Annotated in this window: 14 protein-coding genes; 4 read left to right on the top strand and 10 right to left on the bottom strand. The window is 61.7% G+C overall.

The annotated features are described in order from the left end of the window. Nucleotides 1-439 precede the first annotated feature (439 nt). Nucleotides 440-1,282 (top strand): formate/nitrite transporter family protein, encoded by an 843-nt coding sequence (locus HK353_RS13820; protein ID WP_173157018.1) that lies wholly within the window; start codon nucleotides 440-442, stop codon nucleotides 1,280-1,282. A 9-nt stretch (nucleotides 1,283-1,291) separates the two neighbouring features. Here the strand turns inward: HK353_RS13820 and HK353_RS13815 are convergent, their stop codons facing one another. From HK353_RS13815 to argC, 10 genes are all read right to left on the bottom strand, one after another. Further along, nucleotides 1,292-1,693 (bottom strand): YccF domain-containing protein, encoded by a 402-nt coding sequence (locus HK353_RS13815; RefSeq protein WP_173157016.1) that lies wholly within the window; start codon nucleotides 1,691-1,693, stop codon nucleotides 1,292-1,294. A 316-nt stretch (nucleotides 1,694-2,009) separates the two neighbouring features. Continuing rightward, the gene (tyrS, locus tag HK353_RS13810; RefSeq protein WP_173157014.1) at nucleotides 2,010-3,296 is read right to left on the bottom strand and encodes a tyrosine--tRNA ligase; all 1,287 of its coding nucleotides are present in this window, start codon (nucleotides 3,294-3,296) and stop codon (nucleotides 2,010-2,012) included. A gap of 444 nt (nucleotides 3,297-3,740) precedes the next feature. Then, on the bottom strand, nucleotides 3,741-3,974 hold the full coding sequence (locus tag HK353_RS13805; protein ID WP_173157012.1) for a hypothetical protein: 234 nt from the start codon (nucleotides 3,972-3,974) through the stop codon (nucleotides 3,741-3,743). A gap of 147 nt (nucleotides 3,975-4,121) precedes the next feature. Next, nucleotides 4,122-5,543 (bottom strand): argininosuccinate lyase, encoded by a 1,422-nt coding sequence (gene argH / locus HK353_RS13800; RefSeq protein WP_173157010.1) that lies wholly within the window; start codon nucleotides 5,541-5,543, stop codon nucleotides 4,122-4,124. A gap of 159 nt (nucleotides 5,544-5,702) precedes the next feature. Beyond that, nucleotides 5,703-6,224 (bottom strand): arginine repressor, encoded by a 522-nt coding sequence (locus tag HK353_RS13795; protein WP_039206772.1) that lies wholly within the window; start codon nucleotides 6,222-6,224, stop codon nucleotides 5,703-5,705. Continuing rightward, complete coding sequence (gene argF / locus HK353_RS13790) at nucleotides 6,224-7,144, bottom strand: ornithine carbamoyltransferase (RefSeq protein WP_173157008.1); 921 nt, start codon at nucleotides 7,142-7,144, stop codon at nucleotides 6,224-6,226. The genes HK353_RS13795 and argF overlap by 1 nt, the downstream gene beginning before the upstream one ends. Before the next feature lie 119 nt (nucleotides 7,145-7,263). After that, complete coding sequence (locus HK353_RS13785) at nucleotides 7,264-8,517, bottom strand: acetylornithine transaminase (RefSeq protein WP_173157006.1); 1,254 nt, start codon at nucleotides 8,515-8,517, stop codon at nucleotides 7,264-7,266. Then, a complete protein-coding gene (gene argB, locus HK353_RS13780) occupies nucleotides 8,514-9,542 on the bottom strand; it encodes an acetylglutamate kinase (RefSeq protein ID WP_245396023.1) in 1,029 nt (342 codons plus the stop codon). The genes HK353_RS13785 and argB overlap by 4 nt, the downstream gene beginning before the upstream one ends. Further along, on the bottom strand, nucleotides 9,539-10,717 hold the full coding sequence (gene argJ / locus HK353_RS13775; protein WP_173157004.1) for a bifunctional glutamate N-acetyltransferase/amino-acid acetyltransferase ArgJ: 1,179 nt from the start codon (nucleotides 10,715-10,717) through the stop codon (nucleotides 9,539-9,541). Before argJ ends, argB begins: the two co-directional genes overlap by 4 nt. Then, complete coding sequence (gene argC, locus HK353_RS13770; RefSeq protein ID WP_173157002.1) at nucleotides 10,714-11,823, bottom strand: N-acetyl-gamma-glutamyl-phosphate reductase; 1,110 nt, start codon at nucleotides 11,821-11,823, stop codon at nucleotides 10,714-10,716. Before argC ends, argJ begins: the two co-directional genes overlap by 4 nt. 44 nt (nucleotides 11,824-11,867) lie before the next feature. Between argC and HK353_RS13765 the strand changes: the two genes are divergently transcribed. The 3 genes from HK353_RS13765 to HK353_RS13755 all read left to right on the top strand — a co-directional run bounded on the left by HK353_RS13765 (nucleotide 11,868) and on the right by HK353_RS13755 (nucleotide 15,745). Then, the gene (locus HK353_RS13765) at nucleotides 11,868-12,842 is read left to right on the top strand and encodes a quinone oxidoreductase family protein (RefSeq protein WP_173157000.1); all 975 of its coding nucleotides are present in this window, start codon (nucleotides 11,868-11,870) and stop codon (nucleotides 12,840-12,842) included. Nucleotides 12,843-13,314: 472 nt separating this feature from the next. Continuing rightward, the gene (locus HK353_RS13760; protein WP_173156998.1) at nucleotides 13,315-14,472 is read left to right on the top strand and encodes an adenine-specific methyltransferase EcoRI family protein; all 1,158 of its coding nucleotides are present in this window, start codon (nucleotides 13,315-13,317) and stop codon (nucleotides 14,470-14,472) included. Next, a complete protein-coding gene (locus HK353_RS13755; RefSeq protein ID WP_173156996.1) occupies nucleotides 14,465-15,745 on the top strand; it encodes a GmrSD restriction endonuclease domain-containing protein in 1,281 nt (426 codons plus the stop codon). The genes HK353_RS13760 and HK353_RS13755 overlap by 8 nt, the downstream gene beginning before the upstream one ends. Nucleotides 15,746-15,756 lie beyond the last annotated feature (11 nt).

Below are 15,756 nucleotides of genomic sequence, written 5' to 3'. Positions count from 1 at the left end.
GGCATCACAACTTGTTCAAACAAACACGCTATTGGATTCTCAAACCACAAACACACACCCATCACCACACCACACAAAACGCGTGTGTTCACTGGGGGTATCAGTTTCATTTTGTGTTACCCACCCGATCGCCTGACCCTGGGATCAAACCGTGTTTGTCCTGGTCAGACCCGGTGGAAACTCTGTCTCAGTGACCGTGTTTCCGGCGGGGCAACGAGATATAACTCTAGACCACCCCAGAGGCACCATGCAACTCGAAACCGGAAATTCACCTGTGACACCCGTCACCGGCTCTAGAGGACCGGTTTCGCGCCTAGTTCCACAGGCACAAGCGCACGGCCGCGGAACCCCGCCATACTCTTGCTGGCGGCAGCAGGTTGCCCTCATTGTGCAGATGATTCCCAGCGTTTGAGCGTGTTCCGACCCCTACACTGACGGAATGACTCAGAAGGAGCAGCGCGAACGTCTCGGCCGCAACGACCTCGACCTCGAAGACGCCCTCATCGACGAGGCGGCCAATACAGTCTCAGAAGGTGCCAAGCGGCTCAACCGGAAGTGGCCAGAACTCATCGTCACCGGGCTCTTCGGCGGCATCGATGTCGGGCTCGGCATCTTGGCCATGGTGCTCGTCAAGCAAGCGACCGGGTCGACGATCCTCGCCGGGATGGCATTCGGCATCGGCCTTCTGGCGTTGAAGCTGGCGCATTCGGAGCTGTTCACCGAAGAGTTCCTTCTGCCGATCAACGCCGTCATCGCAGGCCAGGCGAATTGGATCCAGGTGCTCCGTCTCTGGCTGACCACTCTCGTGACGAACCTGATCGGGGGCGCGGTCTTCGCCTGGTTGATCGTCATCGCCCTCCCGGATTACCACAAGACGATTGCGGATATGGCGCTCGGCTATATCAACCAGTCGTCGCTCATCGTCATGCTCGCCCTCTCGCTACTGGCCGGCGCGACGATCACTTTGTCGACCCGTATGCAGCAGGGAACGTCGAATGATGTCGTCAAGGCGATCGTCTGTATGATCACCGGGCTGTTGGTGATCGGCGTCAGCATGTTGCACGGAGCCATCAATGCGATCGTCATCTTTGCCGCCATGATGACGGGGGCGGACATTTCGATCCTCGATTTCCTGCAGTGGTTCGCAATCGTGATCCCGTTCAACATGCTCGGTGGTCTGCTGATCATCACCCTGCCCCGGGTTGTGCGCACCCGGCGCGTGCTGTGGGCAGTGCGCCAAGGCCGCATCTCTCTCGAGGAACTCGAAGAGCAGAGCTTCTAAACCGTTGACTCAGGCTCCGCGGTAGCCGGGCATCAGCCGGTCGCTGTCGACGATCTGTTTGCCGAGCGGCATGAGCGAGATGGGGATGAGTTTGATGTTCGCCCAGCCGAGCGGGACGCCGATGATCGAGATGAACAGCGGGATCGAGGTGACGACGTGTCCGATGGCGAGCCAGACGCCGGCGACGATGAGCCAGATGATGTTGCCCAAGGTGGTCGCCACTCCGGCCGGGCGGGTTTCGATGACCTCGCGGCCGAAGGGCCAGAGTGCGTAGTTGCCGATGCGGAATGACGCGATGCCCCACGGGATGGTGACGATGAAGATGCAGGCGATGATGCCGGCGGCCCAGTATCCGAGTGCCAGCCAGAGGCCGGAGAAGATGAACCAGATGATGTTGAGCAGGGTGCGCATGATCTCCTCGTGCGTTCGTCAGTCGGTATTCGTTCGGTTATCCGTCATCTGCCAGTCTGCTCGATGACCGCTTGCATTTCCATGGTGATGGCCCCACTTCGCCGGTCCGGTTGACCGCAGACTGCCGGATCGCACGCCGATCGACCGCGTTCCCTTGTTCGCATGCTCCCGCCGCCGAAGCCGCCTCTACAACTCAGCCTTTTGTATTCGCGGATGACAAGGTTTCCCGTTGTCGAACGGAATCAACCATCGTGAATACGACGATGCCGCGCCCTCCGAAAGCGGAGGACGCGGCATCGTCAGGGTCGGCCTTTGCTCAGCCGACGATGTCGACAGCACCGAGGGTCTTCTTGCCTCGGCGCAGGAGGACGACTCCCCCAGATTCGGTGGAGAGCACATCCGCAGAAGTCAGGGTCTGCTCTTGGTCGGCGACCTTGACGTTGTTGACGTACGCTCCCCCGTCCTTGATGGCACGGCGAGCCTCACCCTTGGACTTGACGATGCCGGAAGCGACGAACGCATCAGCAACAGGCAGGCCCTCGGCCAGCTGGGTCGTCGACACCTCACCCCGCGGCAGCTCGGAAGTTGCCGCACCCAGTGTCGAGGCGTCGAGACCGGCGAGCTCTCCCCCGCCGAAGAGGGCGGAGGCCGCGGCGATGGCCTGTTCGTAGGCCTGGCGTCCGTGGACCAAGGTGGTGACATCCTCGGCGAGGGCCTTCTGCGCCACACGGGTGTGCGGGGCAGCGGCGAACTCGGCTTCGATGGCTTCGATCTCGTCGAGCGGGCGCAGCGAGAACACCTTGAGGTACTTCACCACGTCGCGGTCGTCCGCGTTGAGCCAGAACTGGCTGAACGCGTACGGGCTGGTCAGCGACGAATCGAGCCACACGGTGCCGGATTCGGTCTTGCCGAACTTCGTGCCATCGGCCTTCGTGATCAGCGGGGTGGCCAGAGCATGGACGGACTTCTGCTCGACGCGGCGGATAAGGTCGACGCCCGAGGTGAGGTTGCCCCACTGGTCGGAGCCGCCGGTCTGCAGCGAGCAGCCGTAGCGGCGGTTGAGTTCGAGGTAGTCGTTGCCCTGGAGGATCTGGTACGAGAACTCGGTGAAAGAGATGCCGGCTTCGCTGTTGAGGCGCGCGGAGACGGATTCCTTCGCGAGCATCCGGTTGACCGGGAAGTGCTTGCCGATGTCGCGGAGGAAGTCGATGGCCGACAGCTGCGAGGTCCAGTCGAGGTTGTTGACGATCTGCGCGGCGTTGGGGCCGTCGAAGTCGAGGAACTTCTCGACCTGAGCGCGGATCTTCGCGACCCATTCTTCGACGACCTCACGTGGGTTGAGCGTCCGCTCCCCCGACATGCGGGGGTCGCCGATGAGGCCGGTGGCGCCGCCGACAAGGGCCAGCGGGTTGTGTCCGGCCTGCTGGAGGCGGGCGGCGGTGAGCAGCTGGACGAGGTTGCCCATGTGCAGGCTCGGAGCCGTCGGATCGAAACCGACATAATAGGTCAGCGACTCCTCGGCCAGGGCTTTCTGCAGGGCGGTCTCGTCGGTGGAAACTGCGACGAGCCCGCGGGCCTTGAGTTCGCTGAAGATGTCGGTCACTTCGGTCCTTTCGAATCTTTGGTCTGTGCCGGCGCGGAGCCGACAGGGTCAATTCTACGTGTTCGCCGAGGCGGCACTTCCCTTGCCTGCCATCTGAGCAACAGCGACGGACTGAACGACCCGCGGTTCGCCATCTCGTCCTCGGCGCAGGAGCACTATCGCTGCACCCGCGCCGTGGCCAAGGCCATTCATGCGTCCAAACAAAATCTAGCGGGAAACGCCTGGCACTCTCGCCAGACTGAGCTCAGCCACCATACCGACTCCGAAGCCCTGATCGTTTTCGCCGATCGGTTGGCCAAAAGGTCGCAATGCTCTGGCTCTCACACATTCACTGACAGCGGTCGAAGCGATCGGCGAAGGAGCCGGATGCATCGTTTTGGACGAACTGCTCGAAGATCTCGGCGTCACAGTGGTCTCGCCTCTCAGCTGAGACCGTACCCCGACTCATCCGCGCGCAGAGGAGCGCTTCCGCAGCCAGACAATCAACGCCGTGATGGCTGAGGCGACGACGGCGCAGATGCCGATGATTCCGAGGGCCTTACCGAGGACCGCCACGAATCCAGCTCCGATGTTGGCACCGCCTCCGGTCGGTTCTGTATTTTCGCAGAGTCCCAGGGCGTACATCGCCGCACCGACGACGATCAGGCCGACGCCGCTGGTGAGAAGAAACTTTCGCATGTCGGGACCTCCCCGAGAGACCGTGGATGTGCAGAACCGGTGCCACGAGAGCAGCCGAGGAGAAACTCAACTTGCCACGGGAGACCGGCCCAAACGCTAGCACAAGGAATCTTGCTTCAAAGGTGAACTTCCACCCGGCTTAGCCCCTCACACGCTGCGGGCCGACCCTGCGAACTCACGCAGGCGTGTGACCTCGGCCTTCGCATTCGCAATCTGCTGATCGACGGCAGACCGAGCCGTTCCGCCCTTGCCGTTTCGCGAATCGATAGAGCCGAGCGTCGTGAGCACCTCGCGCACGGCAGGCGTCAGGTGCGGAGAGATCCCCGCGAAGTCCTCATCGGAAAGGTCCCACAGCTCGGCATCCCGCGACTCGGCCAGCTGCACGCACGCTCCCGCGAGCTCATGAGCCACACGGAACGGCACACCCTCACGCACAAGCCACTCGGCGATGTCCGTGGCCAGGGCGAATCCGCGCGGCGCCAGGGAAGCCATCCGCTCGGTATCGAACTTCAGAGTCGCCACCATCCCGGTGAACGCCGGCAACAGCAGCTCGAGAGTGTCGGTGGCGTCGAAGACCGGCTCCTTGTCCTCCTGCAGGTCCCGGTTGTACGCCAACGGCAGCGCCTTGAGCGTCGACAGCAGACCGGTGAGGTCACCGATGAGACGCCCAGACTTACCGCGAGTGAGCTCGGCGACGTCGGGGTTCTTCTTCTGCGGCATGATCGACGATCCCGTCGAGTACGCGTCATGCAGGGTGACGAACGAGAACTCCTTCGTCGCCCATGCGATGACCTCCTCGGACAGACGGGAGAGGTCGATGCCGATCATCGTCGTGATGAACAGGTATTCGGCGAAGACGTCGCGCGAAGCGGTGCCGTCGATGGAGTTCTCCACCGAGTCATTGAACCCGAGGTCCGCGGCCACCGCCTGCGGGTCGAGCCCCAACGACGACCCGGCCAGAGCGCCCGAACCATAGGCAGAGACACCGGCTCGGGCATCGAAATCGACGAAGCGAGCGACGTCGCGCAGCAGCGGCCACGCATGAGCAAGCAGATGGTGGGCGAGCAGCACCGGCTGAGCGTGCTGGAGGTGGGTGCGTCCGGGCATCGGCGCCTCGGGGTGTTCTTCCGCCTGAGCGATGAGCACCTCGACGGTGTCGAGCACGAGACCGGCGACCTCACGGGCGTGGTCACGCAGGTACATCCGCCCCATCGTCGCGATCTGGTCATTGCGGGACCGTCCGGCACGCAGCTTCCCGCCGAGCTCGGGACCGGCGATTTCGATGAGTCCGCGCTCGAGCGACGAGTGCACATCCTCGTCGGATTCGGCAGCGACGTATTCGCCGGCTTCAACCCGACGCAGCAGCTCGTCGAGTGCCGAATGCATTCCCGACAGCTCGTCATCGGTGAGCAGTCCCGCGTGGTGGAGGACCTTCGCGTGGGCCTTGGACCCGGCGATGTCGTACTTCGCCAGGCGCCAGTCGAAGTCCGTGGACTTGCTCAGCGCGGCCAGCGCATCGGCCGGACCGTCGGAGAATCGTCCGCCCCACAGGCTCAGTCGTTCGCTCACAGATCGTCCTTTCCCACCAGCACGGATGCGCCGGCCCGTTCATTGAAATGAAGAAACTCAGTTATCATTCTTCCAGTTTTCCCTCGCCGAGGCGGCCGTCCGTCCCGTGGATTCCCCGCCTGGGCGGCCCGCCCGGTTCCAGGCCGAGCCGACAGAAGCTCACCCCTCGGCCAGCCCGCCTGCCGCGTATTCGAGGAAGGTCTCGGCCAGGGCCGCTCCCCCGACTGCGGCATCGGCGATGACGAGCACGGTGTCGTCGCCGGCCAAGGTTCCGAAGATCCCGACCATCGAGGATCGGTCGATCGCCGAGGCCAGATACTGTGCGGCCCCCGGTGGGGTACGCAGCACGACCGTATTGTCCTGGGAGACTGCGGAGACGAGCAGCTCCTCGAGGATCCGCGGCAGCTTCGCATCGAGGCTCTCCCCCGTCGACTGCTGCAGTGACCGGTCCCCGCCCTCACCGGGAACGGCGTACACGGATCCCGCGGTGGATCGGATCTTCACGGCCCCCACCTCGGCGAGGTCCCGCGACAGGGTCGCCTGGGTGACGGTGATGCCCTGCGTCGCGAGCGCCTCGGCGAGTTCGATCTGGGACCGCACGGACTGGCGGGTGATGAGATCGATGATCTTCTGCTGTCGGGCAGTCTTCGTCAGCGGTGCACTGTTATTCGTCTCGGCCATCATCGCTCCAGGAGGAAGGTCATGAGTGCCTTCTGCGCGTGGAGGCGGTTCTCGGCTTCGTCGAAGACCACCGAGGCGGGGCCGTCGATGACCTCGGCCGTGACCTCTTTGCCGCGGTAGGCGGGCAGGCAGTGGAGGAAAATCGCGTCGTTGCCAAGGTTCATGAGTTCTTGGTTGACCTGGAACTTCGTGAACGGTGAGGCCTCGTCGTCGCGTCCGGCGGAATCCTGGCCCATGGACACCCAGGTGTCGGTGACGAGAACGTCGGCGCCGGTCGCCGCGGCGACGGGGTCGTCGGTGACGGTGAGCGATCCACCGGTCTGTGCCGCCAGTGATTCGGCTTCGGCGACGATGGAAGCGTCAGGCTGATAATCGGCCGGTGCGGCGATGCGCACGTGCATTCCGGCGTTGACTCCGCCGAGGGCGTAGGAGTTGGCCATGTTGTTCGCCCCGTCGCCGTAGTACGTCATGGTCTGGCCGGCCACGTCACCGCGGTGTTCGCGGATGGTGAGCAGGTCGGCGAGGATCTGGCAGGGGTGGAAGTCATCGGACAGGGAGTTGATGACGGGTACGGAGGAGTGCTCGGCCATCTCTTCGAGGCCTGACTGGGCGTAGGTGCGCCAGATAATCGTCGAGACCATCCGGGACATCACCTGGGCGGTGTCGGCGATGGATTCCTTGTGCCCGAGCTGCGCCTCACCGGGGTTGATGATGAGCGGCTGCCCGCCGAGCGCGGCGATACCGGCGGCGAACGAGACCCGGGTCCGAGTCGAGGTCTTGTCGAAGATGACGGCTGCGGTCTGCGGACCGGCCAGCGGGGTCCGCGAGTAGGGGGCGGCCTTGAGTTCGACGGCGAGGTCGAGGACCTCGGCCTGCTCGGCCGGACTGAGGTCCGTGTCCTTGAGGAAGTGGCGTGTCATAACGTGTCCTTCGAAAGTCTGGTTAGGTGATGGCGGCGCCGAGGTGGTCCGCCGTTCCGTGCGAACCCTGGCTTGTCGACAGCGCTGGGCTCGTCAGACGGCAGGGTTGGCGGGGCGGCTCAGCCGGTGATGAGGCCGGGCAGGGCGTCGATGAACGGAGTGAGCTCGTCGGTGGTGATGGTCAGCGGCGGGGCGAGGCGCAGGCGTCCGGGAGCGACGGGGTTGATGATGAACCCGGCTTCGAGGGCGCGAGCGGCCACGGCTTTCGAGTCCGGGGCCTGGCCGTCCTCGCCGGGTGTCAACTCAAGCCCGAGCAGCAGTCCCTTCCCAGTGATCTCGCCGATGCCGTCGACCTCCGCCAGCTGGGCCTTGAGCCAGTCGCTGGTCTCGGTGACGTGGTCGAGGAGCCCCTCCTTCTCGATGGTCTCGAGCACCGCGAGCCCTGCCGCACACGACAGAGGGTTGCCGCCGAAGGTTGTGCCGTGCTGGCCGGCCTCGAGCAGACCAGTATTCGCGTCGCCGACGGTGATGGTGGCACCGATCGGCATGCCGCCGCCGAGCCCCTTCGCCGAGGTGATGATGTCGGGCGTGACGCCCTCACCGATCTCGGGATCCTGGTGAGCAAACCACGAGCCAGTGCGGCCGATGCCCGACTGCACCTCGTCCAGGATCATGAGCGCCCCGACCCTCGTCGTCAGTTCCCGCACCGCAGTGAGGTAGCCGGCCGGATGCGTACGCACGCCGACCTCACCCTGCACGGGTTCGATGAACACGGCAGCGGTGTTCTCATTGATCGCCGCCTCGAGGGCCTCGACATCCCCATAGGGCACGTGCACGACGCCGGGGACACCGGGAGCGAAGGGAGCGCGGTACGCTTCCTTCGCGGTCAGTGCGAGCGCTCCCATGGTGCGGCCGTGGAAGGCGCCGTCGATGGCGATGATGAAGGGCCGTCCCCCGCCGGCGGCGCGGCGGGCCATCTTGAAGGCCGCCTCGTTGGCTTCGGTTCCCGAGTTCGAGAAGAACACGGCTGACCCGGCCGGCAGGTTGAGGATCTCGTGGAGTTTCTCGGCCAAGCCGATCTGGGCCGGAGAGGTGAAGAAGTTCGAGATGTGGCCGAGCGTCGAGGCCTGCTCGGTGATGGCGTTGACCCAGGCGGGGTGACAGTGGCCGAGGGCGTTGACGGCGATCCCGGCAAGCAAGTCGAGGTACTGCTTGCCTGCCGCATCCCACACGTAGGAGCCTTCACCGCGGACGATGTCGAGCTGCGGGGAACCAAACACCGGGGACAGCACCCGCGAGAAATCGTCGCGCCACGTCTGTGCTTGGTCAGAAGCCTGCGCAGCCGAATCCTGTGTACCCGTCTGATCACTCATGAACGTCCTCCGTTGCTGTCATTGCTAGCGTTCAAACCATCCGTCGGGGCCGCCTCGGCGGGGTTCGCCTGGTGGCCGTCACCCAGCGGTGCGGGTTCGACGATGGTGTCTTCGACCATGGTGCCGATGCCCTCCGAGGTGAAGACCTCGAGGAGGAGGGAATGCGCCATCCGGCCGTCGATGATGTGGGCCTGCTTGACCCCATGCTCGATCGCCTCGAGTGCGGCGGTCATCTTGGGGATCATCCCCGAATCGAGCGACGGCAGGAGTTCGCGCAGCTTGTCCGGGTCGATGCGGGAGATGAGCGAGGACGTGTCCGGCCAGTTCGCGTAGAGGCCGGGCACATCGGTGAGCATGATGAGTTTGTGTGCCTTGAGTGCTTTCGCCACCGCCGAGGCGGCCAGGTCCGCATTGATGTTGAGCGGCTTCCCCGCCTCTCCCCCGATCTCCGAGGCGATCGAGCAGATGACGGGCACCCGACCGGCGTCGAGGAGTTCGGTGAGCACTGTCGTGTTGACCTGGGCGATCTCGCCCACTCGGCCGAGGTCGATGGACTCGCCGTCCACCTCGGCGATGGCCTTATTCGCGAGCAGCAGGTCCGCGTCTTCACCGGACAGTCCGATCGCGGCGTCACCGTTCTGGTTGATCCGGGACACGATGTCGCGGTTGACCTGGCCGGAGAGGACCATGCGGATGACTTCGGCGGCTTCCTCGGTGGTCACGCGCTGCCCGGCCTTGAACTCGGACTCGATGCCCAGGCGTTTCAGCATGGCAGAGATCTGGGGGCCGCCGCCGTGGACGACGACGGGGCGGATGCCGGCGAAGCGGAGGAACGCGATGTCATCGGCGAAGGACTGCTGCAGCTCCGGGGAGACCATGGCGTTGCCGCCGTATTTGATGACGATCGTGGCACCGGCAAAGGTCTTGATCCAGGGCAGCGCCTCGGTCAGCGCTTCGGCCTTGACCTGGGCGGCGGCGAGCCGTGCGGCCGTGGATTTCGTGGACATGTCGACGGGGGTGTTCATGAGGAGTAGGCGCTGTTCTCTTCGACGTAGTCGTGGGTGAGGTCCGAGGTCCAAACCGTCGCGGTGTAATCTCCGGCGTGGAGGTCGATGGTGACGTCGACGGTGCGGTCGAACGTCACGTTCGCGGGGTCTTCGTCGGGGCCGGAGGCCGTGCACACCTGGACGCCGTTGATGATCACGTCGATCTGTGTGGGATCGAAATCCGCCGAGGTGGTTCCCACCTGAGCGACGACGCGCCCCCAGTTCGGGTCCTCCCCGAAGATCGCGGCCTTGAACAGGGCCGAACGGGCCACGGAACGGGAGACCTCGACGGCATCGGCTTCGCTGGCGGCGCCGCGAGTGGTGATGGCGATGTCGTGGTGGGCGCCTTCGGCGTCGGCGTGGAGTTGGTGCATGAGGTCGAGGCAAAGTTCGCGCAGCAGAGTGGTGAACTCCCCGGCGTCGACGGCGGCGTCGTGGGCGCCGGAGGACATGAGGATGACGGTGTCGTTCGTCGACATGCAGCCGTCGGTGTCGAGGCGGTCGAAGGACTGGCTCGTCGAAGCACGCAGAGCCTGGTCGAGCGTGGTCTGGTCGAGTTTGGCGTCGGTGGTGATGACGACGAGCATCGTCGCGAGCCCCGGTGCGAGCATGCCTGCGCCTTTGGCCATGCCGCCGATCGTGTAGCCGCTGGAGCCGGTGCGGGTGGCGACCTTCGCGACAGTGTCAGTGGTCATGATCGCTTCGGCGGCGGATTGTCCGGCTTCGACGCTCGTGTCGGCCGCGGCGACGAGCGGGGCGAGGTTGTTCACGATGGAGTCGCGGAAGTCCTGGCCGCCGACGCCGATGAGCCCTGTGGAGCAGACGAGAACGTCCTCGGCCGGGGTGGTTGTGCCGGCTTCGGTGAGGAGTTCGGCGGTGGTCTGCGCGGTCAGCTTGGTTGTCTCATAGCCGAAGTCGCCGGTGTAGCAGTTCGCTCCTCCGGAGTTGAGGACGACGGCGCGGGCCTGTCCGTTGGCCGAGGCCTTCTGGGACCACAGGACGGGGTTAGCTTTGCAGCGGTTCGAGGTGTAGACGGCGGCGACGGCGGTGTCGGGGCCGTTGTTGACGACCAGTGAGAGGTCTTTGGTGCCGGAGGGTTTGAGCCCGGCGGTGAGGCCGGCGGCCGTGAAGCCGAGTGGGGCGGTGACGCTCATGGGGCGACTCCTTCGAGGGGAAGAGCGGTGGTCTCGTCGAGACCGAGGGCCAGGTGGATGGATTGGATGGCTTGTCCGGCCGTGCCACGGACGAGGTTGTCCAGGGCCACGACGACGAGGGCCTTTTCGGCGCGTTCGTCGTAGGTGACCTGGATCTGCGCGACGTTCGACCCTGTTGTGGCAGCGGTCTGCGGCCACTGGCCCTCGGGCAGGACGCGAACGAAGGGTTCGTCGGCGTAGGCCTGGTTGAAGGCTGCCGCCAGCCGCTCCTTGAGTGCCACGGCGTCGAGGAGTCCTTCCGCTGTCCGGGGTGCGGCTTCGCCGGCGTCGGCGGTGATGGTCGCGAGAATCCCGCGAGCCATGGGCACGAGGGTCGGGGTGAAAGAGATCCGCGTAGGGCCGTCGGCGGCGTCGGCGCCGAGGACTCCATTGAGGTTCTGTTCGATCTCGGGCACATGACGATGCGTGCCGCCGGTGCCGTACGGCGAGGCGTTGCCGAGGATTTCGGCGGCGGTCAGATGCGGTTTGAGTGCCTTACCTGCACCGGAAACACCGTTGGCGAGGACTGCGTTGAGCCCCGCGGGTGCAGCGAGACCGGCTTGAATAAGCGGAGCGAGCCCGAGGCTCACTGCGGTGACGTTGCAGCCGGGCACAGCAATACGCTTGGTGGACTTCAGTGCTTCGCGCTGTTTGGTGCCGTCGGCGGTCAGGAGTTCGGGCAGTCCGTAGGTCCAGGTGCCCTGATGCTCGGAACCGTAGAACTTCTCCCAAGCGGCTGCGCTGATGAGGCGGTGGTCGGCTGCGAGGTCGACGATGAGGGTGTCGGGGCTCGTCTGTTCGAGCTCGGCGGCGATCTGTCCCGACTGACCGTGCGGGAGCGCAAGGATGACGACATCGTGGCCGGCGAGCACCTCGGCGGTGGACTCCTGGACCACGAGGTCAGAGAATCGGGGAAGATGGGGTTGATGTCGGCCGAGCTTCTCACCCGCGGTGGAATGTCCGCACACCGTGGTGACGTTCAAGTGGGGGTGAGTGCTCAGCAGCCGGAGGACCTCTCCCCCGGCGTATCCGGTGGCACCGGAGACGGCAACCGTAAGATCGTTCATATGTATAACCATACCAGGCAATTAATTTATATGCAGGAGGCGTCATGACCCAGGCAGTTCGTGCGATGCAGGCCGGTGGACCCGAGGTCCTTGAGTTCGGAGAGATCGAGACCCCGAAGCCGGGTGCCGGTGAGGTGCTCGTCAACGTTGAGGCTGCGGGCGTGAATTTCATCGACACGTACCGTCGTTCGGGTGTGTATCCGATGGAGTACCCGCATGTCGTCGGCGTTGAGGGCACCGGGCATATCGCCGAGGTGGGCGAAGGCATTGAGAGCTGGCAGGTCGGCGACCGTGTGGCGTGGCACGAGGGCCCGGGTTCGTATGCGACTCAGGTCGTCGTCAACGCCGATTTCCTCCTGCGGGTGCCGGAAGGCGTATCCGCCGAGGTGGCTGCGGCAATGCCGCTGCAGGGTCTCACCGCGCAGTACCTGGCGACGAGTTCGCATGAGATCAAGCCCGGCCAGACGGCGCTGGTGCATGCCGGCGCCGGCGGTGTCGGACTCCTGCTCACACAGATCATCAAGCACTTGGGTGGCAATGTCATCTCGACGGTGAGCACCGAAGAGAAGGCGGAGCTGGCGCGAAAAGCAGGCGCCGATGACGTCTTCCTCTACGGTGAGGGCGTTAATATCACGGCGAAGGTCAAGGAGCTCACCGACGGCGAAGGTGTCGATGTCGCCTATGACGGTGTCGGTAAGGACACCTTCGATGCGTCTCTGGCGTCGATCAAGCCGTTGGGGTCGATGGTGCTCTTCGGCGGAGCGTCGGGTCAGGTGCCGCCGTTCGACATTCAGCGCTTGAACTCCTCAGGAGGAATCTTCCTGTCCCGTCCGTCGCTGGCATGGTTCGTCCGTTCCTCAGAGGAGCTGGCGAAGCGTTCAGCGATGCTCTTCAACGGCATCGAACACGGCTGGCTCAACTTCCGTGTCGGAGCTACGTTCCCGCTGGCCGAAGCCGCGGATGCACATCGTGCGCTTGAGGGGCGGAAGACGACTGGCAAGGTTGTCCTAAGTGCGTAACGACAGCAACTATTTGGCGCATGCTTCTCAATGCGTTCAAAGTGCACCCGGCAACTCGCCTGTGCGCCCAAAATCGATCGGGCTACATTGGATCAACGATGACGCTTCTGCACCTTGGAAGCTAAGCAAAACGGCACTAATCAGAGAAGACACTACGACCCGCGAAACGACAGCCGCCGAAGCCCCGGCGAACAGACAGGCACATTCGGGGCCGATGAAAGAGACGATGAACCGCTTGAAAACATACATTGTGTCGTTGCTTTCGGCTCGAAACCATAGACCATGCTCAAAGCCAAGGGGCCGGCCAACTACGCTCAAGCAAGCCGAACACAGCCTCAACGAATACGAGAAATACTTCCGCCAGCAGTCCACTACAACAACACGCACTCGAGGGAACACGACAATAGCATTCGTCCAGTAGTCTTAGACTTGACTGAACACGAAGCAGACTTAGGGTAGGAAGTTTTTATCGATGGCAAATAGGAGCCTGGGCAAGGCGCGTAAACTAAAGAACGATGAGTTCTACACTATGTACCCCGACATCGAACGAGAAATGGTAGCATATTGGAACTTTAACAAGGACGTCTTCCGTGACAAAGTAGTTCTATGCCCCGCAGATGACCCGGAATGGTCAAATTTCAGAAACTTCTTTGCTGATGTATTCGAAGAGTGGGGACTTAAAAAACTCATCTGCACAAGCTTTGCACCAAACTCGAATCAAGACGCACTATTCGCCATGGATATCGAGGAAGAACTTGCAGCGCCCCACTACGACCCCGTCAAATCCAGACAACGAGGAAGGAAGCTCGTGCTGGAGCGTGACGACTTAAACCCAACTGGCAAGTTCCGTCGCGACGACATGAGATGGGAATACCTAGATGGCGACGGAGACTTCCGGAGCGAAGAAGTGTCAGCACTGAGAGACCAAGCAGATATCATCGTCACAAATCCACCATTCAGTCTATTTCGCGAGTTTATAGACTGGGTAAATGAAGGCAATACGAAGTATGCCGTCATCGGAAACATAAATGCGATTACTTACAAGAATGTTTTCCGCCTAATCCGCGACAATCTAATGTGGAAGGGCGCCACAGCAAACTCAAGCGATATGATTTTCCGGATACCCGCGTCCGCAACTGTCGACCCTAAAGATCGAGCGAAAGCCATTCGAATGCTCAGAGCAAAGGGTGGTGAATTCGCAGACCTACCTGACGATGCCAACTTCACCCGGCAGGGAACTTCCTGCTGGTTCACGAACATCGACCACGGCGTTCGACACGAATGGCTCGACTTGGACACAAAACATCGAAATCAGACCAAAATAAAGGCTAAAAAAGTCATCCGAGAACGTGGCTATCCTGAATTCGACAACTACAGCGCAATCGAGGTGTCATTCACCGAAGCCATTCCCAGTGACCACGAGGGTGTCATGGGAGTTCCGATTTCCTTTTTAGACAAATATAATCCAGAGCAATTCGAAATTGTCGGCCTTGCCGCAGGAAATATTCGTGGCCTGGCAGGAATTCCATCATCGACAGGAAAAGACGGCCCCTATATCAACGGGAAGCTGAAGTACGGGCGTATTTTCATTCGACACCGCAATAGCGAGAAAGAGCTTGCACGTGGGTAAATCTAACCAAGCAATGAGAACAAAACTTCTGCAAGGCACCACCGTCAGGCAAATAATCGACGGATTTAAATGGGACAGCACCGAAGATAAAGGCCTCTACGGGTGGTCAGGTCAGCTCACCATCCAACCCGAATATCAACGAAACTATGTGTATGGAATGGATGGGGGAGCTAAAGAGTCCAAGGTTATCGAGTCCTTACTTCAGGGGTACCCTTTAGGGCTACTCTACTTCGTTCACAATCCGCAAAAAACCGACCATCCATATGAGGTACTTGATGGTCAACAGCGGATAACTAGTATCGGACGCTACATCGAAGGACAATACTCCGTATTGTTCCATGGATATGAAAAGCGTTGGGGCGGGCTAGACTCAACCGCCCAAAACAAGATCTTAGATTCCAAGCTTCTAATTTACGTTTGCGAGGGAACGGAATCACAGATTAAACAGTGGTTTGAAACTATAAATATCGCAGGCGAGCCGCTAACCAAACAGGAACTAAGAAACGCTGTGTACTCCGGTCCATTCGTTACAGCTGCGAAGCAGACATTTAGTCGTACCTCGAACAACAAACGTCTGGAACGCTGGCTGGAGTGGCTCCCCTTAAACACTAACGACGCTAAACGCCAGGCCGTTCTTGAACTGGCTTTGGACTGGGTAAGTCAAGCCGACTCCCCGGACGAGGTCGATTCTGATCGTAGAATCAATCTCTACATGGACTCGCACCAAAAATCCAACGACATTGATGTCCTGACCCAACACATGGACACAGTAACCACGTGGGCTGAAGGCCTATTTCCAAATGGTGGTTCCCCGCGACTTAAAGTGAACAAACAGGACTGGAACGAGCTTTGGCTAGCTCACCAAAATGACGTTGGCGTCAGCAACAATAACAAAATGACACCAGATCAATTTGAGCACCGTTGTCTCGATTTACTGGCAGACGACGAGATCAAGAACGATTCAGGGATTATCGAATTCGTCCTGGGAAATGAAAGCGACTTACGGCTACTAAATCTACGTACATTCGATACGCCGACGAAGAAACGTGTCCATAAATCTCAGACAGAACGGGCAAAGTCGAATAACGTTTCGAATTGCCCGGACTGTGCCCAGTATCCAGAGAAGAGGAATCTGGAAGGTACTAAAATCTGGTCTTTTGTCGAGATGGACGGGGACCACATCTTGCCATGGTCTAAGGGTGGTAAGACGAGTGAAGATAATTGTCAGCTGCTCTGCAAACGACACAATAATGCGAAGGGAAATATTCTGTAGACGTTTACGTA

The sequence above is a fragment of the Brevibacterium permense genome (genome assembly GCF_013280495.1).
Taxonomy (GTDB): domain Bacteria; phylum Actinomycetota; class Actinomycetes; order Actinomycetales; family Brevibacteriaceae; genus Brevibacterium; species Brevibacterium permense.
The sequence above is the reverse complement of the archived record's forward strand: the minus strand, read 5'-3'. Positions and strand labels throughout refer to the sequence as shown.